Annotated in this window: 21 protein-coding genes and 1 pseudogene; 13 read left to right on the top strand and 9 right to left on the bottom strand. The window is 66.5% G+C overall.

The genetic code is table 11. The annotated features are described in order from the left end of the window. Positions 1-111 precede the first annotated feature (111 nt). From ACJH6I_RS03255 to ACJH6I_RS03235, 5 genes are read right to left on the bottom strand one after another with little or no spacing between them, the layout of a single operon-like run. The gene (locus ACJH6I_RS03255; protein WP_406783722.1) at positions 112-249 is read right to left on the bottom strand and encodes a YbdD/YjiX family protein; all 138 of its coding nucleotides are present in this window, start codon (positions 247-249) and stop codon (positions 112-114) included. Beyond that, a complete protein-coding gene (locus ACJH6I_RS03250) occupies positions 249-2,531 on the bottom strand; it encodes a carbon starvation CstA family protein (RefSeq protein WP_293020710.1) in 2,283 nt (760 codons plus the stop codon). The genes ACJH6I_RS03255 and ACJH6I_RS03250 overlap by 1 nt, the downstream gene beginning before the upstream one ends. 44 nt (positions 2,532-2,575) lie before the next feature. Then, on the bottom strand, positions 2,576-4,102 hold the full coding sequence (locus ACJH6I_RS03245; RefSeq protein ID WP_293020712.1) for an ATP-dependent DNA ligase: 1,527 nt from the start codon (positions 4,100-4,102) through the stop codon (positions 2,576-2,578). A gap of 35 nt (positions 4,103-4,137) precedes the next feature. Next, positions 4,138-4,500 (bottom strand): GatB/YqeY, encoded by a 363-nt coding sequence (locus ACJH6I_RS03240; RefSeq protein WP_406783721.1) that lies wholly within the window; start codon positions 4,498-4,500, stop codon positions 4,138-4,140. Positions 4,501-4,555: 55 nt separating this feature from the next. Continuing rightward, a complete protein-coding gene (locus ACJH6I_RS03235) occupies positions 4,556-6,082 on the bottom strand; it encodes a molybdopterin-dependent oxidoreductase (RefSeq protein ID WP_406783720.1) in 1,527 nt (508 codons plus the stop codon). Between the two features lie 101 nt (positions 6,083-6,183). Here ACJH6I_RS03235 and ACJH6I_RS03230 point away from each other — a divergent pair, with 101 nt between their 5' ends. Beyond that, complete coding sequence (locus tag ACJH6I_RS03230) at positions 6,184-7,236, top strand: phosphotransferase family protein (RefSeq protein WP_406783719.1); 1,053 nt, start codon at positions 6,184-6,186, stop codon at positions 7,234-7,236. Here ACJH6I_RS03230 and ACJH6I_RS03225 read toward each other — a convergent pair. After that, positions 7,227-7,976, bottom strand: coding sequence for a sulfite exporter TauE/SafE family protein (locus ACJH6I_RS03225; protein ID WP_061001664.1), 750 nt, complete (start codon positions 7,974-7,976; stop codon positions 7,227-7,229). The genes ACJH6I_RS03230 and ACJH6I_RS03225 overlap by 10 nt on opposite strands. 106 nt (positions 7,977-8,082) lie before the next feature. Between ACJH6I_RS03225 and ACJH6I_RS03220 the strand changes: the two genes are divergently transcribed. The 3 genes from ACJH6I_RS03220 (at position 8,083) to ACJH6I_RS03210 (ending at position 10,524) form a co-directional block, all read left to right on the top strand. Then, complete coding sequence (locus ACJH6I_RS03220; RefSeq protein ID WP_267323512.1) at positions 8,083-9,087, top strand: putative nucleotidyltransferase substrate binding domain-containing protein; 1,005 nt, start codon at positions 8,083-8,085, stop codon at positions 9,085-9,087. Between the two features lie 17 nt (positions 9,088-9,104). Further along, complete coding sequence (locus ACJH6I_RS03215) at positions 9,105-9,890, top strand: Fic family protein (RefSeq protein ID WP_406783718.1); 786 nt, start codon at positions 9,105-9,107, stop codon at positions 9,888-9,890. A gap of 154 nt (positions 9,891-10,044) precedes the next feature. Then, the gene (locus ACJH6I_RS03210; RefSeq protein ID WP_267323510.1) at positions 10,045-10,524 is read left to right on the top strand and encodes a homocitrate synthase; all 480 of its coding nucleotides are present in this window, start codon (positions 10,045-10,047) and stop codon (positions 10,522-10,524) included. 18 nt (positions 10,525-10,542) lie between these two features. On the opposite strand, the gene ACJH6I_RS03205 is transcribed toward ACJH6I_RS03210, so the two are convergent. Continuing rightward, positions 10,543-12,024, bottom strand: a complete 1,482-nt coding sequence (locus ACJH6I_RS03205; protein ID WP_267323509.1) for a cytochrome P450 — start codon at positions 12,022-12,024, stop codon at positions 10,543-10,545. A 126-nt stretch (positions 12,025-12,150) separates the two neighbouring features. Here ACJH6I_RS03205 and ACJH6I_RS03200 point away from each other — a divergent pair, with 126 nt between their 5' ends. Together ACJH6I_RS03200 and ACJH6I_RS03195 are read left to right on the top strand one after the other, a co-directional pair. Next, on the top strand, positions 12,151-12,783 hold the full coding sequence (locus ACJH6I_RS03200; protein ID WP_267323508.1) for a TetR/AcrR family transcriptional regulator: 633 nt from the start codon (positions 12,151-12,153) through the stop codon (positions 12,781-12,783). Between the two features lie 27 nt (positions 12,784-12,810). After that, the gene (locus tag ACJH6I_RS03195) at positions 12,811-13,668 is read left to right on the top strand and encodes an SDR family oxidoreductase (protein ID WP_267323507.1); all 858 of its coding nucleotides are present in this window, start codon (positions 12,811-12,813) and stop codon (positions 13,666-13,668) included. Between the two features lie 19 nt (positions 13,669-13,687). Here the strand turns inward: ACJH6I_RS03195 and ACJH6I_RS03190 are convergent. Then, positions 13,688-14,677 (bottom strand): annotated as a pseudogene (locus tag ACJH6I_RS03190) (AAA family ATPase); the annotation flags it as partial. A gap of 191 nt (positions 14,678-14,868) precedes the next feature. Between ACJH6I_RS03190 and xerC the strand changes: the two are divergent. The 7 genes from xerC (at position 14,869) to ACJH6I_RS03155 (ending at position 24,171) form a co-directional block, all read left to right on the top strand. After that, on the top strand, positions 14,869-16,200 hold the full coding sequence (xerC, locus tag ACJH6I_RS03185; protein WP_406774234.1) for a tyrosine recombinase XerC: 1,332 nt from the start codon (positions 14,869-14,871) through the stop codon (positions 16,198-16,200). A 213-nt stretch (positions 16,201-16,413) separates the two neighbouring features. Continuing rightward, positions 16,414-18,024: a hypothetical protein gene (locus ACJH6I_RS03180; protein WP_406783717.1), complete on the top strand. Its 1,611-nt coding sequence runs from the start codon at positions 16,414-16,416 to the stop codon at positions 18,022-18,024. After that, positions 18,021-20,159 carry a hypothetical protein gene (locus tag ACJH6I_RS03175; RefSeq protein WP_406774236.1) on the top strand — a complete coding sequence of 713 codons (2,139 nt, stop codon included), beginning with the start codon at positions 18,021-18,023 and terminating at the stop codon, positions 20,157-20,159. The genes ACJH6I_RS03180 and ACJH6I_RS03175 overlap by 4 nt, the downstream gene beginning before the upstream one ends. Then, on the top strand, positions 20,156-20,572 hold the full coding sequence (locus ACJH6I_RS03170; RefSeq protein ID WP_406783716.1) for a hypothetical protein: 417 nt from the start codon (positions 20,156-20,158) through the stop codon (positions 20,570-20,572). The genes ACJH6I_RS03175 and ACJH6I_RS03170 overlap by 4 nt, the downstream gene beginning before the upstream one ends. 116 nt (positions 20,573-20,688) lie before the next feature. Further along, a complete protein-coding gene (locus tag ACJH6I_RS03165) occupies positions 20,689-21,864 on the top strand; it encodes an adenine-specific methyltransferase EcoRI family protein (protein WP_406774238.1) in 1,176 nt (391 codons plus the stop codon). Next, on the top strand, positions 21,861-23,027 hold the full coding sequence (locus ACJH6I_RS03160) for an HNH endonuclease family protein (protein ID WP_406774239.1): 1,167 nt from the start codon (positions 21,861-21,863) through the stop codon (positions 23,025-23,027). The genes ACJH6I_RS03165 and ACJH6I_RS03160 overlap by 4 nt, the downstream gene beginning before the upstream one ends. Positions 23,028-23,055: 28 nt before the next feature. After that, entirely contained in the window at positions 23,056-24,171 is a 1,116-nt protein-coding gene (locus ACJH6I_RS03155; RefSeq protein WP_406774240.1) for a three-Cys-motif partner protein TcmP, read from the top strand. 6 nt (positions 24,172-24,177) lie between these two features. Here ACJH6I_RS03155 and ACJH6I_RS03150 read toward each other — a convergent pair whose 3' ends face one another. After that, positions 24,178-24,924 carry a DUF5131 family protein gene (locus ACJH6I_RS03150; RefSeq protein ID WP_406774241.1) on the bottom strand — a complete coding sequence of 249 codons (747 nt, stop codon included), beginning with the start codon at positions 24,922-24,924 and terminating at the stop codon, positions 24,178-24,180. Positions 24,925-25,083: the final 159 nt, after the last annotated feature.

Below are 25,083 nucleotides of genomic sequence, written 5' to 3'. Positions count from 1 at the left end.
TTTTGGTACCACCCTGTGAGGTGCCGACAGCGGTGTGCGTCCACTGTGCGGGCGGTTGTGTAGACGGTCGTCGCCCGCCGGCCCGAGGATCAGCTGTTCACCCGGGCGGGCTCAGCAGCAGCGGCCCTGCGGGTTGCGGTCCGCGGCGTGGTGCCGCGCCTTCCAGTACTCGCGCTCGGTCAGCACCGGCTCGCCGGGATGCGTGCGGCCGTGGTGCTCCAGGTATCGCGCGTAGTGGTTGTCGCCCATCAATGATGACCAGTACCAACGGGCCTGGCGGGCGAGCTCGGCAGCGCGTCCCATTGCTTCTGCACCTCCTTCTCGACGTCGGTCGCGAAGAGGCCGCGCGGCGCGAACCGCCGCGACGGCACCGGCTCGTCATCGGTGAGTGACCGGCCGCCGCCGCGGATGGCCTGGATCGCGACGATGATGCCGACGACCACGACGATGACGACCAGCAGCGCGAACACGATGGACAGCGTGCCCTGGATGAAGGTGTTCCGGATGACGGCGTCGATCTGGTCGGGGTTCTTCGCGGAGCCGAAGCTCGTCTTGCCGGCGGCCTTGGCCGCCACATACTGCGAATGCTGTTGCCAGTAGCCGATTTTGGGGTCGTGGGAGAAGATTTTCTGCCACGACGCGGTGAGGGTGACCAGGGCGTCCCAGAACAATGGCAGCCCGGGAATCCAGGCCCATTTCAGCAGGCCCTTCTTGATCACCACGACGGTGACGACCGTCAGCGCGATGGCCGCGAGCAATTGGTTGGCGATACCGAACAACGGGAACAGCGTGTTGATGCCGCCGAGGGGATCGGTGACACCCATCAGCAGAATGCTGCCCCAGCCCGCGACGACCAGGAGACTGCAGCTCCATGCGCCGATACGCCAGCTGGGATCGCGCAGTTTCCGCAGCGGCCCACCGAGATTGCCCAGGGCGTCGGACAGCATGAAGCGCGCGACGCGGGTGCCCGCATCGACGGTGGTGAGGATGAACAGGGCCTCGAACATGATCGCGAAGTGGTACCAGAAGGCCTTCATGCTCGACCCGCCGAACACCTGGTGCAGTACTTCCGACATGCCCAGCGCCAGCGTCGGCGCGCCGCCGGTACGCGAAACCACCGAGTGCTCACCGACATCGGTGGCGGCGGCGGTGACTTCTGCCGCGGTGATCGGGGTGCCCGACAGGCCGAGTCCGTTGGCGTAGGTGGCCGCGGTTGCCGCGGTGGGGCCGGTCGCCGCGCCGGGGGAGTTGATGACGAAGTACAGGTGCTGGTTGATGATCGCCGCGGTGATCAGCGCCATGATCGCGACGAACGACTCGGTCAGCATGCCGCCGTAGCCGATGAGCCGCGTCTGCCCTTCCTTCTCCAGGAGCTTCGGCGTCGTACCTGAGGAAATCAGGGAGTGGAAACCGGACAACGCGCCACACGCGATGGTGATGAACAGGAACGGGAACAGGGCGCCGGCGAACACCGGACCGTCGGCCCGGGTGGCGAACTGCGACACCGCGGGGGCCGACATGACCGGGTGGGCGATCAGAATGCCGACGGCCAGCAGCGAGATGGTGCCGACCTTCATGAACGTCGACAGGTAGTCGCGCGGCGCGAGCAGCAGCCACACCGGCAGCACCGATGCGGCCAGGCCGTAGACGATGATGCACCACGACAACGTCACCTTGGACAGCGTGAACCAGTCTGCACCCCAGGATGTTTCGGCGACCCAGCCGCCCGAGACCACCGCCAACAGCAGCAGCGCGACGCCGATGAGCGTCACCTCGGACACTCGGCCGGGCCGCAGGTACCGCAGATACAGCCCCATGAAGATCGCGATGGGAATCGTCATCGCGATGGAGAACACGCCCCACGGGCTCTCGGCGAGCGCGTTGACCACGACGAGGGCCAGCACGGCGAGCAGGATCACCATGATCACCAGCACCGCGACGATCGCCGCGATGCCGCCGACGGGCCCGAGCTCGTCGCGCGCCATCTGGCCGAGCGACCGGCCGCGCCGCCGCGTCGAGATCACCAGCACCAGGTAGTCCTGCACGCACCCGGCGACGACCGCGCCGATGATGATCCAGATGGTGCCCGGCAGGTAGCCCATCTGCATGGCCAGCACCGGGCCGACCAGCGGGCCGGCGCCGGCGATGGCGGCGAAGTGGTGACCGAACAGCACGCGACGGTCGGTCGGCATGTAGTCGGTGTCGTTCTCGAGGAGCTCGGCCGGGGTCGCGTGGTCGTCGCGGGGTTTGACGATCTTCATCTCGATCAGCCGCGCGTAGAACCGGTATCCGATGACGTACGTACAGATCGCGGCGATGACGAACCACACCGCGTTGACCGTCTCGCCACGGGCGAAGGCGATGACGGCCCACGCCACGGCGGCGAGCACGGCGATGACGCCGAAGATCACTCGATGTCGGGTGGTGATGGGCGAGCGGTCGATGATCGCGACCGGTGGCAGATCCGGGTCGGTACGCACATAGGTGACGTCCCCGACGGATTCGCCGGGGTGCGCGGTGGCTTGCGACATGCCCCACATCCTGTCATCGGCCGCTCCGAAAAGCGGGGTAACACTCAGCGTTCGTACAGCGACCGGACGGAGTCGATGGTGTCGGCTTCTTCCGGCCGCTTGTCGTCGCGGTAGCGCAGCACCCGGGCGAACCGCAGCGCCATCTTGCCGGGATAGCGGCTCGACCCCTGCACGCCGTCGAACGCGATCTCGACGACCTGCTCCGGGCGCAGCCGCACGACGTAACCGTCCAGCGGGCCGTCGGCCAGTTCGGTGAATCGCGCGGTCTGCCAGTCCAGCATCGCGTCGGTCATTCCCTTGAAGGTCTTGCCCAGCATGACGTGGCCACCGGTGGCCGGATCACGCGCTCCCAGATGGATGTTCGACAGCTTGCCCGTGCGCCGTCCGGAACCCCACTCGACCGCGAGCACCACCAGATCGAGCGTGTGCACCGGCTTGACCTTCAGCCAACCGGCGCCGCGCCGGCCGGCCTCGTACGGCGAGGCCGGGTGCTTGGCCATGACGCCTTCGTGGCCCGCGGCCAGCGTGTCGTCGAGGAACTGCTGGGCGACAGCCGAATCGGAGGTGACACAGCGCCGGACCCGCAGTGGTTCGGGAACGACGTCGTCGAGCGCGTGGCGGCGGCGCTCGGCCGGCTGGTCCAGCAGGTCCGTGCCGTCGCGGTGCAGGATGTCGAAGAAGTACACCGAAAGGGGTTGCGCCCCATCATCGGCGCGTTTGCCGATGCGCGAGGACGTGACCTGGAACCGGTGCGGGCGGCCGTCGGGGCGCATGGCCAGGGCCTCGGCATCGGCGATCAGGTCCGTCACGGGCAGGGCCAGCACCGCGGTCACCACTTCGGGTACGCGCGCGGTGATGTCGTCGAGGCTGCGGGTGTAGACCGACACGTCGGTGCCGGACCGGTGTATCTGCAGCCGGACGCCGTCGAGCTTCGTCTCGAATATCGCCGTGCCACCGAGCTTTTCGAGGGCATCGCCGACATCGGTGGCGGTCTGGGCCAGCATCGGACTCACCGGGCGGCCCACGGTGAGCGTGAAGCGCTGCAGGCCCGCGGCGCCGTCGGACAGCACGGCGGCGGCGACCGTGGCCAGGTCGCCGCCGAGCATCGCGGCACGGCGCACATCGGCGGCGGCGATGCCGGCGGCCTTCGCCACGGCGTCGGCCATGACCCCGGCGAGCGCGCCCTGACGCAGCCCGCCGCTGAGCAGCCCACGCAGAAAGGTCTGCTCGACCTCGGTGGCCGCCCCGAACAAGCCGTGGAGCAGCGCGGTGCGCGCCGCCCCCGAACCCCGGCCGGCGACGGCCTTGATGGCCGTCAGCGCGGCGTCGACCTCGATGACCGTCAGCGTCGAATCGTCTGCGGCCGGCGGCGGCAGCGCGCGCAGCGCCGCCCAGCCGACCCCGATCTGCCGCTGCGGCAGCTCACCGGACAGCCAATGCACCACGATGGCGACGGTCGCCGGATCATCGGCCGCGCTCCCGAGGAGAGCCGCGATGCGGGCGATCTTCGCGGACCGGGCAGACACCGCACCGACTTCGGCCGAGGCCGTCGCGACGTCGGAGAGCAGCATGACCCCAGCTTGGCATGGGGTACCGACAATGTTGTTCAGTCGGCGCCGAGGAGCTCACGCAGTACGTCGGCCTCGGCCTCGACCTGCGCGGCGCGGTCGTCGTGGCCGACCGACCGTAGCTGTTCAGCCGCGGCGCGGCGTTCGTCGGCCTCGGTTTCGATCAGAGCCCGAATCTGGCCATCGGTGAGGCGCCGGCGGGCGACTTCCGCGGCGCCGAGACCGTGGGCGCTGTCGGCGATCGCGCCGGCGCGTGGCAACGGCACGTCCGGGGTCTCGGCGTTGTCGATGGCACTGAGAGCGCTGCGGAGCGCCGCGGTCGAGGCGGTGTCCTTCGCCTTGCGTGCCGCGACCAGTCGGGCCCGCAGGCCGGTGCGCCATTGTTGGGCGGGTTCGGTCATCCGGTCACCGTAGTGAAGCGGATCCGGCTCGCCAACCGAATATTTCGGGAGCCGGTCAGGCGACGGTGAACGACACCGAGTGCCAGCCCGTCGCGCCATCGGGAACGACGTCGGCGACCTCCGAGGTCTGCAGCGCGCCGGTGCCATCGGTGGCGCGGACGGTGATGGTGTGCCGTCCGGGCTGGTCTGCCTGCCAGGTGTAACTCCAGAGCCGCCAGGTGTCGTTCGAGTACGCGGCGCCCAGCGTGGCCGGTCGCCACGGGCCGTCGTCGATCCGGACCTCCACCGCGCGGACCCCGCGGTTCTGCGCCCACGCGACGCCGCCGAACGTCGCCGTACCCATCGGCACGCCGGACCCGGCGCGGGGTACGTCGATGCGCGACTCGGTCTTGATGGGCCCGTGCGCGGACCAGCCCAACTTCGTCCAATAGGCCTCGGCCCGATCGAATCTGGTGAGCTCCAGGTCGACGAGCCACTTGGTCGCCGAGACGTAGCCGTACAGACCCGGGACCACCAGCCGCGCCGGGTAGCCGTGTTCGGTCGGCAGCGGTTCGCCGTTCATGGCGACGGCGAGCAACGCGTCGCGGTTGTCGGTCAGTGCCTCGACGGGAGTGCCCGCGGTGAACCCGTCGATGGACTTGGACAGCACCATGTCGGCGTCGGGGTGCACGCCGGCCCGGGCCAGTAGGTCGCGCACCCGGTAGCCCGTCCACGTGGCGTTCGATATCAGGTTGCCGCCCACCGGGTTCGACACGCAGGTGAGTGTGACGACCTTGTCGATGGCCTCGAACTGGGCCAGCTCATCGAAACGGAAGGTGACTTCGCGATCGACCATCCCGTGGATCCGCAGCCGCCAGTCCTGGCGCTGCACCTGCGGGACGGACAGCGCGGTGTCGATGCGGTAGAAGTCGGCCGTCGGAGTGATGAACGGCGCCAGGTCCACGCCGGCGGGCTGCACCTCGGGCGGTATCGGCGGGCCGGGGACCTTGGGCGCCGGCGGGGTGTAGGCGTTGCGGTCACCCGCGGCCGACGACGCGGCGCGGCCCAGCACCGTCCCGATGACGCCGGCGAGGGTGCCGGCGGCGAGGAAGCCCAGCGCCGCCAGCGATCGGCGCCGGCCGGGATCGGTATCTGCTCCCGGTTCCGGCGCCGGGGGACTCACGCGATCGGCGACCAGCAGCCGCAGGACCGCGATGCCCGCCGCAGCGCCCACGAGCGACGGGATGACGTCGACCGGGCGGGCGCCGGTGCGTGACAGCACCGCGGCGCCGCCCAGTACCCCGGCCAGCCCCAAGGCGATACTGCCGAGCTTCCGGTCCTCGAATTGTGCTGTCACCATGGCGATCACCGCGATGACCACGAGCACCGCCACGGTCAGGAACAGCTTGTCGTTGGTGCCGAAGGTCTGGATCGCCCACTCCTTGACCGGCCCGGGCGTCAGGTCGATGACCACCGATCCGACCGCGGTGCGGGAATCGGCGTGTGGCCCAAGCGGAATCGCCAGCAGCGCCGCCACCCCGAGCGCAACGGCGGCGGCCGCGAGGCCGGCCAGCGAGCGGTGCGGATCCAGTCGATGTGCCACACCGTCACAGTACGGCGCGCTCCGATGGCGAGCCCCGAATGAAAACGGATCGTAAGAATTGGCTGCCCGTTCGGCTGGTCCCGGGCCAGAATCACTGCATCATGCAGCCGACTCTGACCGACCGTGACCGAGACATCGTCCAGAACTGGATTCGCGCCGAGGGGTTGGGTGAGCACGTCACCGCCGTCGAGCCGCTGACCGGAGGCACCCAGAACATCGTGGTGCGGTTGCACATCGACGGCCGCCCGGTGGTGCTGCGCCGCCCGCCCCTGTATCCCAGGCCGACCAGTGACAAGACCATGCAGCGCGAGATCGCGGTACTGCGGACCCTGGCCGGCACCTCGGTGCCGCATCCCGCCTTCATCGCCGGCTGCGAGGACCCGTCGGTGCTCGGCGTCGTCTACTACCTGATGGCCGAGGTCGACGGCTTCAACCCCGGCGAGGAACTCTCGCCGGCCTACGCCGCCGACGCCGGGCTACGGCATGACGTCGGCCTGTCCTATGCGGCGAGCCTGGCGCAGCTGGGCAACGTCGCCTGGGATGGCAGCCCGTTGGCTGCCATCCGCAAGCCGGGATCCTTTGTGGCACGCCAGGTTCCGCAGTTCGTCGGGCTGCTCGAGAGTTACCGGCACGAGCACTACGACCCCGAATCGCTCGACGGTGTCGCGCAGTTGGCGACCTGGCTGACCGACAACCGGCCGCCCGATGGCGAACCCGGCATCATGCACGGCGACTGCCACCTCAACAACGTCATGCTGCGCCACGACCGGCCGGAGCTGGCGGCGTTCGTCGACTGGGAGATGTGCACCATCGGCGACCCGCTGCTGGATGTGGGCTGGATGCTGGTGTGCTGGCCGACCGCGCCCAACGCGATCGTCGTCGGCGCCGCGCTGGCGGAGGCCGGTGGCCTGGCCGGGCGGGATGAACTGCTGGACGCCTACCTCGCCGCGGGCGGCCGCCGCACCGAGCATCTGGACTGGTACATCGCGATGGCCTGCTTCAAATTGGGCATCGTGATCGAGGGCACCTGGTCGCGGTTCCTGGCGGGGCTGGCCGACCGCGAGGCGGGGGAGAAGCTGCACGCGTCGGCCACCGAGCTGATCCACCTGGGTGTGCGAGTGGCCAAGGGCGACAACCCGTTCCCCTACCGGTAGGCGTCGTAGCCCAGCTTGACCGCCAGCGCCAGGCCGGCGACCGCGATGGCCAGTCGCAGTGGTGTCGCGGGAGCGTGGCGGACCACGATCGGGCCGAGCCGGGCACCGATCAGGCAACCCAGGCCGAGTGGCCAGACGGCAATCCAGTGCACCGGCGCCAGCGCGATGAAGCCGATGGCGGCAACAAAATTGGCGGCGCCGAGCACGACATTTTTGGCGGCGTTGGCATGCGCGAGCGATTCACTACCGCCGTGCAGGAAGAGTGCCAGCAGCATCACGCCCGCCGCGGCGCCGAAATATCCGCCGTACAGACAAATTGCGAAGATCGCGACGGAGATCAGCACCGAACGCCAGCGGCCGGGCTCGTCGTCCGCGCCGCGCCGCTGCGGTATCGCGATGGTGAGGCTCGACAGCGCCAGCAGGATCGGCACCACCTGCTCGAAACCTTCTGCGGGCAGCGACAGCAGCAGTGCGGCGCCGGCCGCGCCGCCGAGGACGGCCATCGGCATGACCCGCCGGAGCCACTGGCCCATGCCCTCGAGTTCGGGGAGCGAACCCCACACCGATCCGATGGTGTTGAACGTCAGCGCGACGGTGTTGGTCACGTTGGCCGCCACCGGCGGCAGCCCCGCCATCAGCAGGGCCGGGTACGTCGCGACGGAGGCCAGTCCGGCGATACTCCCGGTCAGGCCGCCCGCGACACCGGCGGCGAGCAGAAGTAACGCATGCTGCCAGCTCATCGCGGCAAACCCTACAACCTCGCGATTTGTGCACGAAAATCCGCGCTGACCGCGGAAAACCGTGCACGAAACGCGGAGGTAACTGTCGTCCGATAGAAACATCTGCATGTCCTCCGCTGATCTCGGTGTCGACGCCGCCCTCGCCGCGATCCGTGCGGCGGACGGCGAGGACGCGCTGCGGTCGGGAATCGAGCAGGCCCTGCAGGCGGTGCGGGCGGCGGCGCGGGCGTCGGCCCCGGCCGGTGAGGTCGCGGCGGCGTGGTCGCAGGCGCTCCGCTCCGGTGTCGCCGCGGCCGTGCGGCTGACGCCGGGCCCGTCCTGGTCGTGGTTCGTGTCCGGCAGCGTCGCGCGGGGCGAGGCGGTGGCGGGGTCAGACGTCGAGACCCTGGTCGTGCTGGCGGACGACGCCGCGCGCGACGAAGCGCTGGCGGCGGCAGCGCACGTGCATGGCGTCCTGGAACGGTGTGGTGTGCGGTCGGACGCCAACGGGGTGCTGGCCAGCCGGCCGCGGTTCTGCCGCTCGGCGAGCGCATGGGCCGACGGCATCGCGCACTGGACGTCCGATCCGCGCGTGGACCGCGGCGTCGTGATGACCGGTGTGCTGGCCGATTCCCGCGCCGTCCACCTGGCTGACGACGAGGTGGCCGAGGACCTCCTACGGGCGCAGGTGGTGCGTGCGGCGGTTGCCAACTACCCGGCCCGTCAGTACCTGCTGCAGGACGCCACCACATTGCGTGCGACGTTTCCCTCCCGGCTGCGCATGCTGGCCAACCAGTCCGACACCGTCGACCTCAAACCGGCGGCGATCGATCCGCTGGTGAAGATCGCCCGGTGGGCGGGGGTGTCGGCGGGTGCCACGGCGCTGTCGACGCCGAGCCGGCTCGACGCCGCCGGTGCGGCGAATGTCCTTGATGCCGATGATGTTTCGACGCTACGGGACTGTTTTGCTGCCTTGGTGAGATTCCGGTGGACGTCGCGCGCGGCCGGCGATCAGGTGGTGCTGTCGGAACTGCCGCCACAGGAGCGGGCCATGCTGCGCAGTGTGGCCCGCGAGGTGGCGGGCGTCAGCCGCAAGCTGGCCTATCTCGCGTCGACGTCGGCGTTCCGCTGATGCCAACAGAGTCCACCGTGACCGCTCGCGCGGCACAGCACGCGGTGCACCAGACCCTGGCCGCGCAGCGCATCGAAGGTTGGGAGCCGCAGCCCGCTCACATCGTCGAGCTGGGTGCACTGGCCTCCGGCGCACTGGATTTCGGCGACTACCTCGCACGGTGCCGGGCGCAGTATCCCCCGGCGCCGGTGCGGCGCCGGTTGCTGCGGCGCCGGGCGCCGTATCTGATTCCGGGAACATCGGTGCTGCGCAACAACTTCGGTATCCAGCACGGGCCGGACCTGGCAGCAGTGGAATTTCAGGTGACGGCGGGGCGAATGGTGCGGTGGCACGGCCGGCAAGCTGCGACGGAGGCGGAGATCGACGTCCGGGCCCTGCACCGGGAGCTGTTCGGTGACGTCTACGAGTGGGCGGGGGAGTTGCGTACCGTCGACATCCGTCGCGGTGACTCGGCGTTCGCCTGGCAGGTGGACGTCGCTGCCGGGCTGGCGGAAATCCAGCTTGCCGCAACGGCATTGGTGGAAGTCGGGGCTGAATTCAACAACCCGAGGCTGGCCTGGGAACTGGCCCGGCTGTACGCCCGCTACAACCAGATTCACCCGTTCCGGGAAGGCAACGGGCGCACCGGGATGCTGCTGTTGCACGCGCTCGCCGGCCGGTGCGGGCGGGAACTGGACTTCACCGGTGTCAGCCGGGCCGCCTGGTATTCCGCGTCGCGGGACAGCATGCCGCTGCACCGGGACGGGCGCCTCAGCCACCGGCCGTTCCTGTGGCTGCTCAATCCGGCGGTGAAATCGCCTTGACCCGGGGCGCGGTCGCGGACTAACCTCGGCGACCATGCTTCACATGCTCGTAGTAGCCAGTACCCACAGCGGGGTCTGATCCTGACCGACCCCTCGCTGTGGGTCGGACGCTACTACCTGTCGGTCACTCCTTTCGAGCAGAAAAGACCGACGCATGTTCACCTCCACCGCCATTTCCACCACGCGTTTCGCGGATCTGTTCGACCGTCCCGTGCCTCGTGACCTGCGCGAACACGCCGAAACGATGTGTCACGACACGTTCGTCGACCGCTACGGCCATCAGGGTGGTCCGATCCGTCTGGGCAGTTGGGGCGCCGCGGGAGACGACGACCGTCGTCGCGGCATCACCGCACCGCGCCGGTACCGCGCCAGCATCGCCGTCGGCGACCGCATCGCAACCTCGACGGCCGCCGCGACCGGCCCCGTCGCGGCCCTGACCGCGATGCTGCACGAGCGCGGCATGGCCGTCGAGATGATCAAGTTCCATCAACTGCCCGCCGTCGGCGGCGGCATCGCCACCTTCATCCACGGCAGCGACGGCGTGCGCGCGGAGTGGGCCATGGGCTGGGCGCGCGACCCGGTCCAGTCGGCGCTGCGGGCGATGATCGCGTGCGCCAACCGGCTGCACGCCTAGTCCCGTTCGGCAGAAGTATCAGCGCAACGGCCGCAACACGATCGGCATGCCGTCCACCGGCACGGCCATGCCGCCGTAGTCGTACCACGGCTCGTAGCCGGGGTGGGTCAGCTCCAGGCGGTACTGGCGCAGCAGCCGGTGCATCACGGTCTTGATCTCCAGCTGCCCGAAGACCATGCCGATGCACTTGTGTGCGCCACCGCCGAACGGGGCGAAGGCGTAGCGATGCGCCTTGTGCTCGCTGCGCGGCTCGGCGAACCGTTCGGGGTCGAACCGCATGGGGTCGGTCCACAGCTCGGACAGGCGGTGGTTCATGCCGGGCCACGTGACGACGTCGGTTCCCGCCGGGATGTAGTAGCCGAGCAGTTCGGTGTCCCGGACGGCACGGCGGAAGTTGAAGCCCAGCGGCGTCTGCAACCGCAGCGACTCGTTGATCACCAGGTCGTAGGTTTCCAGCTTCTCCAGTGACTCGATGTCGAGCGGCGCGTCACCGATGCGCTCGGATTCCTCGCGGAGTTTGTCCTGCCACTGCGGGTTGGCCGCCAGGTGGTAGGCCATGGTCGTCAGCGTCGAGGTCGTGGTGTCGTGCGCGGCCATCATCAGGAAGATCATGTGCGCGACGATCTGGTCGTCGGTGAAGGTCTGACCGTCTTCGTCCTGCGCATGACACAGCACGCTGAACATGTCGGTGCCCTCGGAGCGGCGCTTCTCGGCGATGGAGCTCGAGAAGTAGTCCTCGAGCGTCTTGCGGGCCTGCACGCCGCGCCACCAGGCGAAGGGGCGCACCGGCTTCCGGATGATGGCGTTGCCGGCGCGGGTCGTGGTGGTGAAGGCCTGGTTGATGGTGGTGACGAGCTTGTGGTCGGTCCCCGCGGGGTGTCCCATGAACACCTCGGACGCGATGTCGAGCGTCAGCTCCTTGACCGCCGGGTGGAACAGGAATCGGGGATCGTTGGCCACCCAGTCGTTGGCCAGCACTTTGGTCGCCACGGAATCGATGTGCGAGACGTAGCCCGTCAGCCGTGAGCGGGTGAACGCCTCCTGCATGATCCGGCGGTGGAACATGTGCTCGTCGAAGTCGAGCAGCATGAGGCCGCCCTCGAAGAACGGACCGATCACCGGATCCCACGCGCGCTGCGAGAAGTCCTTGTTGCGGTTGGAGAACACGGCCTGCGTCGCGTCCGGCCCCAGCGCCATGACGGCCGGCAGCGCCGGCGTCTGCGCGTAGTACAGCGGCCCGTGCTTGCGGTAGATGTCCAGGACGTAGTCGGGCCCGCCCCGGAACACCTCGATCAGGTGTCCGATGACCGGCAGCCCGGAGTCGCCCATGATCGGCTTCAGGCCGCTGCCTGCGGGCGGCTCGGCGAGCTTGAACTGATCCCAGTCGGTGGCCAGCAGCCGCTTCTCGATGACGCCCATGCCCGGCACCGTGACGGGTGTCGGCTTGAGGCGCCGCATGGCCTGATCGAGGAGGTAGTTCGGGGTGCTGATGGTCGCCATCCAGGGATTCCTGTCTGCTCTTGATGCTCTTTTGTGGTGAAAGTCACCACCTGTTGTCATCTTGGCTGCCATACTTGACGCGTGTCAAGTTTGAATTGGCGTGTCGGCGATGACATCGTGAGCGCCATGAGTGCTGAAGTCGAGACGGCCGACAAGGGCCGTAGTCGCGGCGACAAGCAACGCGACGCCATCATCGAGGCGGTTCGCGAACTGCTGGAGGAGCGGCCGTTCGCCGATCTGTCGGTCAGCACCATCAGTGCCCGCGCCGGTGTGGCGCGGTCCGGCTTCTACTTCTACTTCGACTCGAAGTACTCCGTGCTGGCCCGGATCGTGTCCGAGGCGATGGAGGAACTGGACGAGCTCACCCACAACTTCGCGCCGCGCGAACCGGACGAGACGCCGGCATCCTTCGCCAAGCGCATGGTCGGTAGCGCGGCGGCGGTCTACGCCATCAACGACCCGATCATGGCGGCGTGCACCGCAGCCCAGAACACCGACGCCGAAATCCGCGACCTGATGGCCGACTTCGAGGACGGCGTCATCGACAAGATCGTCGGACTCATCGAGCAGGACGCCGGTCGGCGCCCGATTTCCGACGACTTGCCGGCGTTGGTTCGCACCTTGGTCTCGACCACGGCCTACACGCTGTCGCGAGACAGCGCGTTCATCGGACGGGGCGGCGACCCGCAGCGCGCCGTCGACATCGTGGAACGACTGTGGCTCAGCGCCTTGTGGGGTGGCGGCCAGGTCTCTGTCTGAAAGACGGGGCCTGTGTAGGGTCGGGCCATGACGCGGTGGAGCGGCTACGCAGGCAAGCGGTGTTTCGTGACGGGGGCGGCCAGCGGCATCGGCCGGGCGACCGCGCTCAAGCTGGCCCAGCAGGGCGCGGTCCTCTATCTGACCGATCGTGACGCCGCCGGGCTGGAACAGACCGTCGCCGACGCCAGGGCACTCGGCGGGGAGGTGGCCGAACACCGCGCGCTGGACATCTCCGACTACGACGCCGTCGCGGCTTTCGCCACCGACATCCACAGCCGGCACGAGGCCATGGATGTGGTGCTCAACATCGCCGGGATCTCGGCCTGGGGCACCGTCAGCACCCTGACCCATCAGCACTGGCGCTCGATGGTCGACGTCAACCTGATGGGGCCCATCCACGTCATCGAGACCATGGTCCCGCCCATGGTGGCCGCCGGCCGCGGTGGTCGGCTGGCCAATGTCTCGTCGGCCGCGGGCATCGTCGCGCTGCCGTGGCATGCCGCCTACAGTGCCAGCAAGTACGGCCTGCGCGGGGTCAGCGAGGTGCTGCGCTTCGACCTGGCACGGCATCGCATCGGGGTGTCGGTCGTGGTGCCGGGCGCGGTGAAAACGCCTCTGGTGCAGACGGTTCAGATCGCGGGCGTGGATCGCGACGATCCGCAGGTGCAGCGCTGGGTGGCCAGGTTCGCCGGACACGCGGTGTCGCCCGAACAGGCTGCGGACAAGCTGCTGTCCGGGGTGGCCAAGAACCGGTTCATGATCTACACGTCACCCGACATCCGGGCCCTGTACCTGTTCAAGCGGCTGGCGTGGTGGCCCTACAGCGTGTCGATGCGTCAGGTGAACGTGTTGTTCACGCGCGCCTTGCGGCCGAAGCGAGGCTGAACCCCAAAACTGCTGAGCTTCAGCGCTTTCCCCAGTCCCACGGCGGCGCGGTGAGCATGGTCTGGCCGTCGATCTGGGTTTCGCCCCACTGCTTGACCAGTTCGACTTCGCTCGCGTCGCACGCGGCCAGCCGCTCGCGCAGCCGTGCCGAGTGCGTGACGACGACGACCTGCGTCTTGCGTGCGGCAGCGGCGATCATGTCCGCGAGCGGGCCCACCAGGTCGGGATGCAGGGACGTCTCCGGCTCGTTGAGCACCATGAGCGCGGGCGGTTGCGGCGTCAGCAGGGCGGCGCCCCAGAGCAGGAATCGCAGTGTGCCGTCGGACAATTCGGCCGAGCGTAGCGGCCGGAGCATGCCGCGTTGGTGCAGCTGCAGTTCGAACAACCCGCCGTCGGCGCTCACCGATATCTCGGCGCCGTCGAATGCATCGGCGACCGCGCGCGGCAGATCGTCGAACCCGGCTTCGAGGATGGTCTGCACGGCGGCGGCCAGGTCGTTGCCGTCGTTGCTCAGCACCGGGGTGCGGGTGCCCACCTGGCGGCGGCGGGCCGGGGCGTCCCGGTCGACGCGGAAGCCGTCGTAGAAACGCCAGTCGCGCAATCGGTCCCGGACCGCGGCCAGTTCGGGCAGCGCTTCGGGGTTCGCGTACTCCGCGAGGACGCTGCGGTAGCTGGGCAGGGCGCGGGTCAGTTCGTCGAAACCGCGGCCCGAGTCGGATGCCACCTCGGCGTAGGTCCGGGTGCGACGGACCAGGGCGCTGCTGGGCCGGGGAGTAGGCCCGGCGAACACGGTCTCGCGTTTGATCTCGGGGTCCTGGCCGAACATCGAGTTGTGTCCGGGGTCCTGCGGCAGGCCGAGGTCGATGAAATAGCCGAAATCGGTTGCCGCGAAGCCGAGTTCGAGCGATACGGGCCGGGTCCGGCTGGTGCCCTCGGTGGTACCCGTCCGGCGCGCGCCGCTGGTGTTCTCCGGCCCGGCCCACAGCACCGACTGCAACCCGTCGTTCCGTAAATTGTCGGTGTGTTGTGGCAGGTTGTGTTGCTGTGAGGCGACACGACGACAGTCCGCGTTGGAGGTTCTGTTGGGCGCACCCGCCTAAACGATCTGGCCCGCTTCGCTCCGAGCTGCTGGCTGACTACCCGGACATAGCCGAGCGAGAGGCCAAACTCGGCATCCACCCGTACCAGCCGTTCCTTCTCATGGCCGATGGTCGGCCGGACATAGATGTCTTGGAATTCTTCAGGTCGGCCGCGTTCCAATCACTGTCAGCGGGATCGCAGGAGTCATATGCCCAAGACATCCAACTGTTTCTGTCGTTCCTCTCGGTCCAGGGCATCGACTGGCGAACGGCGACGTTCGAGCATCTGGCTGACTACGAGTACTGGCGCCGGCGTGACCAGCAAAACCCGGATCGTATTGGTGCAGCCAAGTTTTCACGTGAGCTGGCAGCGTTAAAGAAATTCTACGACTGGCAGCAGTGGCGCGGCACCGTGACGAGTTCGCTTGTGGCCCTGCGTAAATCGAGCTCAACCAGCGACTCGACTGAAGTGACCTTGCGGCCGAAAGCGGTCCGCTCAGTCCAGTTGAAGTGGCTCACACCCCGCGCGTACAGACGTTGGCGCGATGTCGGACTCGGCGGCTATCGCGGTGACGGGCGACGCGACCCGACCTGGCGAGGACGAAACGACGGTCGCAACCTGGCATTCGCCGAAGCGCTATGGTCAAGCGGGCTCCGCCTGCGCGAAGGTGGAACCCTGGTCCTCGGCGAGCTTCCCAGCGTCGACCAGCCGGTGCGCTACGCCAAAGCCAGGGTAGGCCAGGCGGTCGCCAAAGGCCGCGGCCGCGACTTCTGGATCAGTGCTACAGCGCTGAAAAGCATTGATAACTATGTGATTTCAACCCGAGCGGCGGCAGTTCACCGAGCCCAGACGGAAGGCCGCTACGACGCACTGACCGACATCAAGATCGTCGACCGGGTGGACAAGAACCGCCGCGTCCACTTCACCACCCGGACCGGAACCACAGGATCGGTCCCGCTGGACAGCCTCGACTGGCGGGATCGACTCAACTTCTACACCAACGCCGATCGCGGGCTCGAGCCCTGGATGCTCTGGCTCTCTGAAGCCGGGCTGCCACTGCCGTACCGCACATGGGAGGCCATCTTCGCCATGGCGAACGAGCGGTGTCGGACCCTTGGGGTAGACATCCATTGTCACCCGCACATGCTGCGCCATTCGTTCGCCTTGAGGATGTTGGTCACGCTGATCTACGCACACGAACGCAAGATGGGAATCACTCCTGCCGAGCGGCGCGAATATCGCCTAATCTTTGGTGACCCTTGGGTTTTGGTGCAGACATTACTCGGCCACGCAAATCTTGAAACAACCCGCGACTGCTATCTCGAACCGGTGTCCGGCCTGCAAGTGGACCTATTCCTCAACGACGAAACGGCCGAGGACGCCTCGATCACCGACTTCATCACCCACATCGCAGCGACGGCTTCCGGCATCGTCGACGCCGAGGAGCTCTGACAAGTGGCGCCACGCAGACCGGCAACACTACCTGCCAGCAGCTACTCCCGGCCCGCCCTGACCGACCCCGAGCTTCGGCAATTCAGCTTCACCGACGAGGCGGGCCGCACCAGGACATTCTCGTTCGAGAACGTCGACGGACCCGAGGGACTGATCGGCGATCTCGTCACCGCTCTGGCTGGCGGTGCTCAGCCGGGTGGGCGCTGGCGCACGATGGCGACCGTCGATGCGGCGGTGCGTGCCGCACGGCAGCTGGTGGCGTATCTGCAGACCGAGTTCCCCGAGGTTGGCTCGACGGCCGATATCGGCCCGGAGGTGTGGTGGGCGTGGCGCACCGCGAAAGAAAGCCAGGCACGGTGGCCGGGGCAGGTGAATGTTGTGCGCGCCCTGCTGTCGGAGTCGCCGCGACTTCCGGAGACCACGCGGAAGGCGATGCGGGCCAAAGCGGCCAAGCCTCGGAATCGCCTGCCGGAGAACGATTCTTACAGCCGTGACGAGTTCGACCGGATCCGCAGTGCCGCCAAACGCGAAGTGCGCCACGCCTTGCGCCGAATCCAGACCAACACCGAGAGTCTCCAACGGTTCCGCGAGGTTGGCGACGCCGGCGACGGCATCGTATTCAACGTCGCTGGGGTCCAGTGGGGCACCGGATCGCTGCTGGAGTACCTGTCGCTCAACGGAGAACTTCCATCCCCGTATCTTGCGTATCGGGCAGCGCACAAGGGGTGCTTCGACCTGACCGGTGTGCAGACTCCAGCACAGGCGCTGTTTCCCTCGATTCGGGAAATCTATTGCCTGATGATCCTTCTCGTATGTGAACGCGGCTTCAACATCTCGGTCATGAACAACCTGACAGCCACCTCGTTCAGAGCGTCGGACTCGGCCGACGAATCGCCGGTCTATACCGTCAACACCGACAAACCACGCAGAGGCGCGAAGCGCTACAGCGCCGAAATCCTCGCCGGCGAGGCCGGGAAGCTGTGGGAGACCGCCGTCGCCTTGACCGAGCCCTGCCGCGCAACACTCGCCGCACTGGGGACCCCGTCGGAAAAGTTACTCATCGCCCGCCGGTACAAGAACTTCCCCACCGTCGGACTATTCCGGCAGGAATGGTTAACGTCTGGCTTCGGCGATGACAACGTGCGCGTTGGCGACCTCCTCGCCGAAGACGGAACGCCGCAGCGGGTGAGCCTTCGACGGCTGCGGCTCTCCGAACAAGTGCTCAACCAACACGCACGGCAAAACAGCGAAGCCGTCAGCGAAGACACCTACCGGACCCCAGACCCGGTCACCGCAGAACGAGCGGCCGAAACGATCACCGACGGGCAGAGCGACGCCGTCGCCCACGCCAAGGCCACAGTCACGATCCGCTCGTTGACTATCGCCGAAGTGACCGCAGCCTGCACCGACCCCGATACAACCGCAATGAAACTCGGTATCCCCGTGCCGACACTGAAGTTGCTGCTGGCCGGAACCCTCGACACCGCCGCGACGGCGTGCACCGACTTTCTGAACAGCCCGTACGCCACCACAGCGGGCGAGCCTTGCCCGGCCTCATTCTTCGCCTGCTTTACCTGTACAAACGCCGTCGTCACCCCCGAGCATCTCCCGCGACTCGTGACGCTCCTCGATGCGCTGGACAATGTCGCCACTCTCGTTGCGCCAGCTCGATGGGAGGCCGACTACCAGGACCACTACGTGCGGCTGCAAGCGATCCTCGACGGGCACGCAACCACAGCCGAGATCGACGATGCTCGTCGCCACGTCACTGACAGTGACCGCGAAATCGTCACTGCGCTCATCGGAAGGAACCTGGACGCGTGAGCACCGCCGCACCCAACCTCTGGACACAGCTGGCGGGCATCATCGAACTCGCCGACGGCGATCCTGTCATCGCCGACCTCGACCGCGTTCCCGAAGCGCAGCGAGGAAGCCTTTGCACCGTTGGCGACAACCGCTGGGAACTCTCATCTCTGGTGCAGAAGCCCACGGTGACGGGACCCTCGAGCATCGTCTTTGACACCTTCCCACCACGTTATGTTGCGACAGCGAAGCGGTTGATCTGGGCGAGCATCAACAATCCGACACCGCTGGAGGACCTGAATCGCGCTGCCGCGGCACGCAGCCAGCTCGCACCCTCAACGGTATGCACCTTCGCGCAGATGCTGCGGAGATGGATGACATGGCTGGCAGACAACGACATTCACGAATTCTCGGCAGTCACCGAAGACACCTTCACCACATACGTCGACCACGTCAAACGATACGTTGGCTCACGAGACAACGTGGCGAACCTGCTGTTCGCCGTCACCCGCGCCTGGCTCTACGCCCCCTACCTTCCGGAGGCCGACCGGCTACCGCGCCCACCCTGGGAGAACGGCGAAATCGGGCGGACATCAATTATCGGCCCGGCGAGCAGTTCCGGTGAGAATAAAACAACCCCTGTACATCCCCAGACGATGGCCAGCCTCCTCGTCTGGGCACTGCGCTTCGTCATTGACTTCAGCGATGACATCCTCGCGGCGAAGGCACTCAAAGCAACACCTCCCGATGTCCCACCGAGTCTCCAGGCCCTGACGCCTTCCCAACGGTTCCGCGCGTATGCCGACAAGCGGCGTCAGGAGTCACAAACGGCGCCCGGGTGGGTCGCGCCCAGCCGGCCCCGCAAGCGTTCTTTGGCAAACGGATTTATCGGCTGGCAGCTCGGACTGTCACCCGAAGAAATCAAGTCGATCGGCTCCCAGTGCCTATCAGGCCTGAGCCCGACCGATGAGACGCACATGCCTATGCCCATTACAGGCTCCGTCGATGGAAAAGGCTGGACACCGGCGATCAACTTCTACGAGGTCGAGGAGCTGTGCCGCCACCTAGCGACCTCTGCGTTGGTTATTGTGGCCTACCTGACTGGGATGCGCGGCGAGGAGTGCCGAGCGTTGGAACACGGCTGCTGCCGAATCCTCACCGACCCCATAACAGGTCAACTTCAGTACCGCATTCACGGCAGAACCTTCAAAGGCGCACTGGATAAGTCGGGCAACACCATTCCCGCCGGCCTCGAGCGGGAACAGCCCTGGCTGGCAATCGCGCCCGTGGCGAAAGCCATCGCTGTGATGGAAGAGCTGAACCCCACGACCCAACTCCTGTTCCCGATCGACGCCTTTTCGCAATGGCCCTGCGGTGTCAACGAAGGCAAGGCCGTCCACACCAGCATGCTCAGCGACCGCATCCAAAACTTGATCGACTGGTGCAACCACGCTGCCGTGCGCCTCGACCGTCCCCACGAAGTGATCCCCGCCGACCCCGAGGACGCCGTGACCGTCAAGCGATTCAGACGAACCCTGGCATGGTTCATCTACCGCAAACCCGGCGGCCGCGTCGCCCTCGGGGTGCAATACGGACACCTACGCGGATACACCACCGACGGCTACGGATCACGCGTCGCCAGCGGCCTCAGGGACGTCTTCCCCATGGAAGAAGCACTCGCCCGAGCCGACTACCTCGAAGACGCCCACCAACGCCTCGAAGACGGTGAGCACGTCAGTGGCCCCGCCGCAGGCCGATACACCCAAGCCATCCATCTATTCGACCGGCAGTTCCGCGGCCGATACATGAGCAACAAACAGGCAGCCGCCCTACGCGCCAACCCCCAGCTGCGCATCTACGACAACCCGCAGCAGTTCGTCACCTGCTGCTACGACCAATCCAAAGCCCTGTGCCACCCAGACAGAGGAACCACGACCAAATACCTGCAATCACCCGACGTCTCACACTGCCAACCCGGCTGCGGCAACATCGCCCGCACCGACCAGAACATCGCCAACATCACCGAATCTATCGCTCGGTATCAGGACGAGATCGCCTCTCCCACAACGCCAATGCCGCTGCGGAACCGGCTCGAACAACGCGTGTCCGCGCTCCAAGCCATCGTCGATCAGCACGCGGGCACCGGGAAACCATGACGACCAGCCAAACCGATGAACATGTACGTCGCACGATCCGCGACGCCATGGACCGACTCATCGACGGCAAACCGCTGCACTCCGACGGCAAGCTCACCATCAAATCCCTCGCAGAGGAGGCCCGCGTCAAACGCTGGCTGCTCACCCACCGGCACACCGACCTGCAAGACGAATTCCGCGGCCGAATCGATGGCACAGACACGGAGCCGCCGATCCTGATGGCACTCCGCGACGAGAATGCCGATGCCAAGGAGCGCATCAAGAAGCTCACCGCCGACGTCACCGCACTCACCGCCACAATTCATCAACTCGAACGCATCATCCAGGTGTTGGCTCTGGAAAACGAGCAACTCCGGTCGGGCGCATCCGACGTCCGTAACGTCGTGCCGATGCGAATGGGCGACGGCCCGTAAGCACAGTCGCGTACGTCGGCCATGCTTACCGGCCTGGGTCGGAGCCCGCCGATAGGATTCCTCCCACAGACATGCCCCGCTGCCAGCGGTGCACGCCGGACTGAGCAGGGGAGAGTATGACGACGGCCGCGCATCGGACTTCGAGCCTCAACGCAGCCAAGGCAGGGAAGAACGACGAGTTCTATACCCAGTGGGTCGACATCGAGCGTGAGATGAACGCCTACCTTGAGTTCGACCCCGACGTCTTCAGAGACAAGATCGTCCTGTTGCCGTGCGACGACCCGGAATGGAGCAACTTCACCAAATTCTTCGCCCTCCACTTCGTCGATTTCGGCCTCAAGAAGCTGATCTCCACGTCCTATGCTCCTGACTGCAACCCGGCGCTGTTCTCGTACGAGCCCACACTCTTCGAGCTGGGCGACCCGAAGTTCGACGCGGCGAAGACTCACACCAACGGCAAGAAGTTCGTCCTCGAGCCCAAGGACATCAACGGCGACGGAAAGGTCGACATCGACGACCTCCAGTGGGAGTACCTCGATGGCGACGGAGACTTCCGCAGCGCCGAGGTGACGGCTCTGCGCGACGAGGCCGACATCGTCATCACCAACCCACCGTTCAGCCTGTTCCGCGAGTTCATGTCCTGGCTACACGATGGGGGCGTGAAGTTCTCGGTGATTGGCAACATGAACGCCGTCACGTACAACCAGGTGTTCCGCTCGGTCCAGGCGAACGAGATGTGGTACGGCTCAAGCATCAACAGCGGCGACCGCGAGTTCGGCATCCCGGACGACTACCCCATGACGGCCGTGGGCACCCGAGTCGATGAGAACGGCAAGAAGTACGTGCGCATCAAGGGCGTGCGCTGGTTCACGAACCTCGACCACGGACGCCGGCACGAGCCGCTGCAGTTGATGACGATGGATGACAACATCAGGTACTCCAAGCACAAGGACGTGCGCGGAACCGAGTACCAGAAGTACGACACCTTCGATGCCATCGAGGTTCCGTACACCGACGCGATCCCGAGCGACTACGACGGATTGATGGGTGTGCCGATCACCTTCCTCGACAAGTACAACCCCGACCAGTTCGAGATCCTCTTCAACGCCGAAGATATGGAGAAGACGGAGGAGTTCGGTGTCGAGCCGCTCGGGCAGAAGCGCGTCGATGACTACTACGCGGCAGGCGGCACGGCCAGCAACAGCAAGGGACGCCGGAAGCTGTTCCTCTACCACCCCAAGCCTCATGTGCCCTTCAAGCGCATCATCATCCGGCGGAAACACGCCCTATGAAGACCGAGCTGAAGCACTACACGGTCGAGGACATCCTTGAGGGCTTCGTCTACAACGAGCTCGAAGGCAAGGGCCTGTTCGGGCTCGACGGCAAGCTCGTCATCCAGCCGGAGTACCAGCGCAACTACATCTACAACGACGGCAAGCGCGACGTCGCGGTCATCGACTCGCTGCTCAAGGGGTACCCGCTCGGACTCATCTACTTCAACGTGGAGGGGGCCACGCTTGAGGTCCTCGACGGCCAGCAGCGAATCACCAGCGTCGGCCGATTCGTCACCGGCAAGTTCGCCATCAAGGTCGACGGCAAGGAGCAGACGTTCTCGTCGCTGCCGGTCAACCTCCAGCGCACGATCCTCGACACGAAGCTCGACATCTACGAGTGCGACGGCACCGAGGACGAGATCAAGGCCTGGTTCCAGACGATCAACATCGCCGGCGTTCCGCTGAACAAGCAGGAGCTGCTCAACTCGATCTACTCCGGCCCGTTCATCACCAAGGCCAAGGCGGAGTACAGCAACTCGAACAACGCGAACATGCAGAAGTGGCAGTCGTACGTCAATGGCGACCCGAAGCGGCAACAGGTGCTCGCGGAGGCACTGGACTGGGTCGCCTCCTCGCAGGATCTGAGCATCGACGCCTATCTCGCCCAGCATCGTCAGGACACCGACATCGCCCAGCTGAAAACCTACTTCACCTCGGTCATCGACTGGGTCGCCGGCGTCTTCATCCGGCCTCCGGACAAGGAGATGCGCGGTCTTGAGTGGGGGCGGCTCTACGAGGCGCATCACGGGACGTCCTACAGCGCGGCGAAGATCGAGGCCCGCGTCAATGAGCTGCGCGGTGACCCGGCGGTGCACAGCAGCAAGGGGATATACGAGTACCTGCTCGGTGGTGAGAAGAAGCCGCAACTGCTTGACATTCGCCTGTTCGAGGCCAAGGACAAGCGTGTGGCCTACGAGCAGCAGACGACGAAGGCCAAGGCCGACGGCGCGTCGAACTGCCCGCTGTGTGCGATCGGCGGGGACAGCAACAAGGACCGGATCTACAAGCTGAACGAGATGGACGCCGACCACGTGACCGCCTGGTCCAAGGGCGGCTCGACGAACCTGTCGAACCTGACCATGCTCTGCGTGCCCCACAACCGCGCCAAGGGCAACAGGTAGCGCTCACCAAAAGGACCAGGAGGCAACGATGCCGAGGGGTGACAGCCTGCCGACCGTGTGGAAACGGCCCCCGCACACCCAGGCGAAGCACGACATCCTGACGCGATACCTCGGCGCGTGGTTCGGCATCTTCGGGACGAGCAGGTACCACCAACGGGTCAACGTGCTGGACGGCTTCGCAGGCCCGGGCCGCTACGACGACAACGAGCCCGGCTCGCCGGTCCTGACCCTCAACACCCTGCTGGACCACCGGTCGTTCGCCGCTTTCGGTGACACCACGTTCAACTTCATCTTCAACGAATGGGACGACGAGAGGTTCGCGTCGCTGCAGGAGGTTCTGGCCGGCGTCAAGGCGAGCCGCACCCCGTGGCCGACGAACGTGCGCATCCACGAGCGCCACCTGAATTTCCAGGAATTGGCCCGTGAGCTGCTGGACTCCATCCCCGCGGGGAAGCAACTGGCACCGACGTTCGCGTTCGTAGACCCGTTCGGCTACAAGGACGTCCCGATGGCCCTGATCCGGGATCTGGTCAGCCACCAGTCGTGCGAGCTGTTCATCTACTTCGACTTCAACAGCGTCAACCGGTTCGCGAACGCCGGCATCGTCGACCCGCACTTCACGGCGCTCTTCGGCTGCGACGACTACAAGGACGCTCCCACCGACGCCGGCCGCGGGCAATTCATCCACGACCTGTACGAGCGGCAGCTGCGCCAGGAGTGCGACTTCGCCCACATCTGCAGCTTCGAGATGGTCAACAAGAGCGGTCACACCGGCAGCTACCTCTTCTTCTGCACGCGCGACGACCAGGCCTACGACAGGATGAAGGAGGCGATGTGGAAGCTCGCCCCCGGAGGCAACTACAAGTTCGACGACCGTCTCGCCGGCCAACCGGTTCTCTTCGAGGATGAGGCCAACACCGGACCGCTCCAGGACGAACTCGCGCAGCACTTCGGTGGCCGCACCGTTTCCGTGCAGGAAGTGATCCAGTACGTCGTCACGAAGACGCCGTTCCACAGCGGTCAGGTGAAGGTCAAGACCCTCAAGCCGATGCAGGCCGCCGGGCGCATCTCGTCGCCCAACCAGAAGAGGAAAGGCACCTTCCCGGACGGGACCCTCATCGAGTTCCCGGCCGCGCCCGAGTGAGCGCACCTAACCCGTTGCGGCAGTAGGCATTTCGTCCCACAGCTGGCCGTCAAGCTCGCGGCCGGCTGCCTTCGGGGTGCGGCCGCCCCACTGTTTGAAGAAGAACGGCACACCCTCGTCGCGGCAAGCGTCACGGATCCCGCGAGCCCACGATAGTTCCATCGGCCGGTATCGGGGGCCGGACTCGCCGCCGGCGATCACCCAGCCGATGCCGGTGAGGTCGATGCTGTCGAGCGGCCCAAGCAGCGGCTCGCAGGAGAGGAAACGCACTGCGGCGGGCACCTCACGGAGGTGGTCTACTCGGCTGAGAACGTCGGCGTTCTCGACCGATACGCCCATCCACAGGTTCTCGGGCCAGTCCAGTTTGTCCGCCACGCGGCGCAGGCGCAGACTCCGCTTGGTCAACACTTGGTACGTGTGTTGCGGGGTATCGCGGCACACTTCGAACACGTCACGGATGAAGGCGAGCGGCACCTTCGCGTGGAACAGGTCGCTCATCGAGTTCACGAACACGATCCGCGAGTTCTTCCACCGCAGCGGTTCCCCGAGCGCCTGCGGGTGCACCGCCACGCCGAAGCCGGGGCCGGAGGTTCGGGGGTCGCCATCCTGCTGGTACTTCTCCGAGCCCATCGCCTTGAGGCGCTTGGCCAGCGTCATCGCGTAGCAGTGGTCACAACCGGCGGAGACGCGATCACAACCGGTAACAGGGTTCCAGGTGACCTCGGTCCATTCGATCGCACTGTTAGTGGCCAACGACATCACCCCCGGGTTCTTCGAAGAGCGTATCGGCCGTCGCACAGCGACGAGCCTGAAACGCCGCTCGCCTCGCGAGCCACACTCGAAGTAGCGGCTGCAGGGAAATCGCATTGCTTGGCATGCTAAGGGTTAGGGGCGAGCGCCGAAGGATAACTC

This window comes from Mycobacterium sp. SMC-13, from assembly GCF_045311035.1.
Taxonomy (GTDB): Bacteria; Actinomycetota; Actinomycetes; order Mycobacteriales; family Mycobacteriaceae; genus Mycobacterium.
Note: the sequence above shows the minus strand (reverse complement) of the source record. Positions and strands in the feature narration are given on the sequence as shown.

Coding starts and splice junctions, on each gene's coding strand:
- ACJH6I_RS03255 (WP_406783722.1), bottom strand. CDS start 249: ATGGGCGACAACCACTACGCGCGATACCTGGAGCACCACGGCCGCACG.
- ACJH6I_RS03250 (WP_293020710.1), bottom strand. CDS start 2,531: ATGTCGCAAGCCACCGCGCACCCCGGCGAATCCGTCGGGGACGTCACC.
- ACJH6I_RS03245 (WP_293020712.1), bottom strand. CDS start 4,102: ATGCTGCTCTCCGACGTCGCGACGGCCTCGGCCGAAGTCGGTGCGGTG.
- ACJH6I_RS03240 (WP_406783721.1), bottom strand. CDS start 4,500: ATGACCGAACCCGCCCAACAATGGCGCACCGGCCTGCGGGCCCGACTG.
- ACJH6I_RS03230 (WP_406783719.1), top strand. CDS start 6,184: ATGCAGCCGACTCTGACCGACCGTGACCGAGACATCGTCCAGAACTGG.
- ACJH6I_RS03225 (WP_061001664.1), bottom strand. CDS start 7,976: ATGAGCTGGCAGCATGCGTTACTTCTGCTCGCCGCCGGTGTCGCGGGC.
- ACJH6I_RS03220 (WP_267323512.1), top strand. CDS start 8,083: ATGTCCTCCGCTGATCTCGGTGTCGACGCCGCCCTCGCCGCGATCCGT.
- ACJH6I_RS03210 (WP_267323510.1), top strand. CDS start 10,045: ATGTTCACCTCCACCGCCATTTCCACCACGCGTTTCGCGGATCTGTTC.
- ACJH6I_RS03205 (WP_267323509.1), bottom strand. CDS start 12,024: ATGGCGACCATCAGCACCCCGAACTACCTCCTCGATCAGGCCATGCGG.
- ACJH6I_RS03200 (WP_267323508.1), top strand. CDS start 12,151: ATGAGTGCTGAAGTCGAGACGGCCGACAAGGGCCGTAGTCGCGGCGAC.
- ACJH6I_RS03195 (WP_267323507.1), top strand. CDS start 12,811: ATGACGCGGTGGAGCGGCTACGCAGGCAAGCGGTGTTTCGTGACGGGG.
- xerC (WP_406774234.1), top strand. CDS start 14,869: ATGGCCGATGGTCGGCCGGACATAGATGTCTTGGAATTCTTCAGGTCG.
- ACJH6I_RS03180 (WP_406783717.1), top strand. CDS start 16,414: ATGGCGACCGTCGATGCGGCGGTGCGTGCCGCACGGCAGCTGGTGGCG.
- ACJH6I_RS03170 (WP_406783716.1), top strand. CDS start 20,156: ATGACGACCAGCCAAACCGATGAACATGTACGTCGCACGATCCGCGAC.
- ACJH6I_RS03165 (WP_406774238.1), top strand. CDS start 20,689: ATGACGACGGCCGCGCATCGGACTTCGAGCCTCAACGCAGCCAAGGCA.
- ACJH6I_RS03160 (WP_406774239.1), top strand. CDS start 21,861: ATGAAGACCGAGCTGAAGCACTACACGGTCGAGGACATCCTTGAGGGC.
- ACJH6I_RS03155 (WP_406774240.1), top strand. CDS start 23,056: ATGCCGAGGGGTGACAGCCTGCCGACCGTGTGGAAACGGCCCCCGCAC.